This window comes from Bacteroides sp. L10-4, assembly GCF_013373675.1.
In the GTDB taxonomy this organism is placed as follows: Bacteria; Bacteroidota; Bacteroidia; order Bacteroidales; family Bacteroidaceae; genus Bacteroides; species Bacteroides muris.
Genome location: NZ_JABXJH010000127.1, coordinates 1 through 2,135 on the forward strand (window position 1 = coordinate 1; position 2,135 = coordinate 2,135).

At 38.8% G+C, this 2,135-nt stretch carries 1 protein-coding gene; it reads left to right on the forward strand.

What is annotated here, in order from left to right; all coding sequences use genetic code 11:
* The first annotated feature begins 147 nt into the window (after positions 1 to 147).
* Entirely contained in the window at positions 148 to 1,785 is a 1,638-nt protein-coding gene (locus HU824_RS19305; protein WP_176469732.1) for a RagB/SusD family nutrient uptake outer membrane protein, read from the forward strand.
* The last annotated feature ends 350 nt before the right edge of the window (positions 1,786 to 2,135 follow it).

Here is a 2,135-nt window from a genome sequence, read left to right on the forward strand (position 1 = left end):
TCAGACCGCAGGATTATGCAAGTAGCGACAACCTCTTTTACACCGTCAATAGGGCATTGGCGGCTGTCGGGGATACCTTGGGTATTAAACTTAAACATAATGCTGCTTAATTTTGATTAGTTACTTAATAATAGTACTTATAAATTTATGGTAGGTTTCCATAGTGATGCTTATTCTGTGAAAGTGGTAGGTCCTTATACGATAGAAGCTATGTCGGACAACTTTGCAACAATGGATGCAAGTCAGACATGGGCAGCCGCAGTAGCTGCTGGTATTGAAAATCAGCCAGGAGGTAATCCCAATTATGGTAGCTGGACTTGGAACTTATTGCGTCGAATTAATGTCTTTCTTGAAAATTATAAGAAAGTTACAGGAATTACAGAGGAAGTGAGGAATTATTATGCTGGTGAAGCTCTGTTCTTCCGTGCTTGGTTCTATTTATATATGGTGCAGACTTATGGTGATGTACCTTTGATTACACGGCCTTTGGGGGTAGAGGATATAGATGAGTTATATTCTCCACGTACTTCGCGTAAGGAAGTGATGAGGCAGGTTTTGGATGATATAAATAACGCTTGTGCTTATTTGCCTGCAAAAAATTGGGGTGCTAACCGTTTAACCAAAGGTGCAGCTTTGGCGTTGAAATCCCGTATTGGTTTGTATGAAGGTACGTACAGAAAATATCATAATCTGGGTGATGAGACTGAATTCCTGAATGCATGTGTAAGTGCTTGTGAAGAGTTGATGGAACTGGGATATGAAGTGTATAACACAGGTAATCCAGCTAAAGACTATACCGCTTTGTTTACTACGGAAGATTTAGGTAGCAATAAAGAAGTGATTTTCTACAGGAAATATGCAGAGGGTTTGAAGCGTCATCGTATTTGTGGTTATGCAATTAATTTGCGTAATGGAGGTACTAAGGATTTTGTAGATGATTTCCTTTGTTTGGATGCTGATGGGGTAGCAAGACCGGTAGCTTTGAGCCATGATTATAGTAACGATACACCAGAAGAGGAATTTACTAATCGTGACCCTCGTCTGAGTCAGACATTCTTGGCTCCGGGCAATGCCGCTGCTGCTGCTTTGTTTGAAGATGCAGCACATGCTAAACGTACTTTCCCACGTATTGGTAACATGGAAGGATGGCCTACATTAACAGGTTATCATCCTATTAAATACTACATTCGTGAGCAGGATAAGAAAGGATTTAATGCAGAAACTCATGACTATCCCTTGTTTCGTTATGCCGAAGTTTTGCTGAACTATGCCGAAGCAAAAGCTGAGCTTGGAACTTGTGACCAAGATGTACTTGATGAGACTGTCAATGTTTTGCGTGACCGTGTTAACATGCCTCATTTGACGGTGAATCCAGTGATGGATCCGAAATATGCAGATTATGGCATTTCCTCGTTGTTGGTAGAGATCCGTCGTGAACGTCGCGTAGAGTTAAGTTTTGAGTATTTGCGTTACCAAGACTTGATGCGTTGGGCATGGGGTGACAAACTGAAAGAGCGTGTTTTGGGGATGCGTTTGGAAGACACAGACTTTGCAAATCCGCGTTATGAAGGTGTGATTTCAAAAGGTGGTGCAGAAGGTGCCGGAGATAATCCAATATTTGTATTCAAAGCTGCTGATGGAAAGCAATACATTGATGCTTATGAGAATACAAATTATAGAACATCTCGTCGCTCTTTTGATTCTAATAAAGATTATTTGCGTCCTATTCCTTCTTCTGTAATCAGTAAGAATTTGAATATTGAACAAAATCCTGGATGGAAATAATGTGTTGAGGTAAAAAATAAATAGGAATAAGGTCAAAAAGGCTTTATATTAGGATAGTTTTGAAATCGGGATTGGCTTGGAGGTGTAGTTTCTAAGTTAATCCCGATTATGTCTTTCGATAACTAAAAAGTGTAGAATAGGTTAGTTTTTTATTAAGGATTTGTTTTGTATGTTCTACTTTAGTAGATGACAAAAATTAAATATATGCTGTTAAACATTTAATTTTCAAGTGATTAAATCTGCAAAAGTCCCTGAAATTTAGTAATTTAAAGGAAAAGTTTGGCGACTTTTCTCCATGAAAACTACTAATTCCAAGGACTCAGTCAAAGTTAACCAAATCCTCCCGATTA

Excerpts from the sequence above, each read along its gene's own strand:
- HU824_RS19305 (WP_176469732.1), top strand. The coding sequence starts at position 148 with ATGGTAGGTTTCCATAGTGATGCTTATTCTGTGAAAGTGGTAGGTCCT.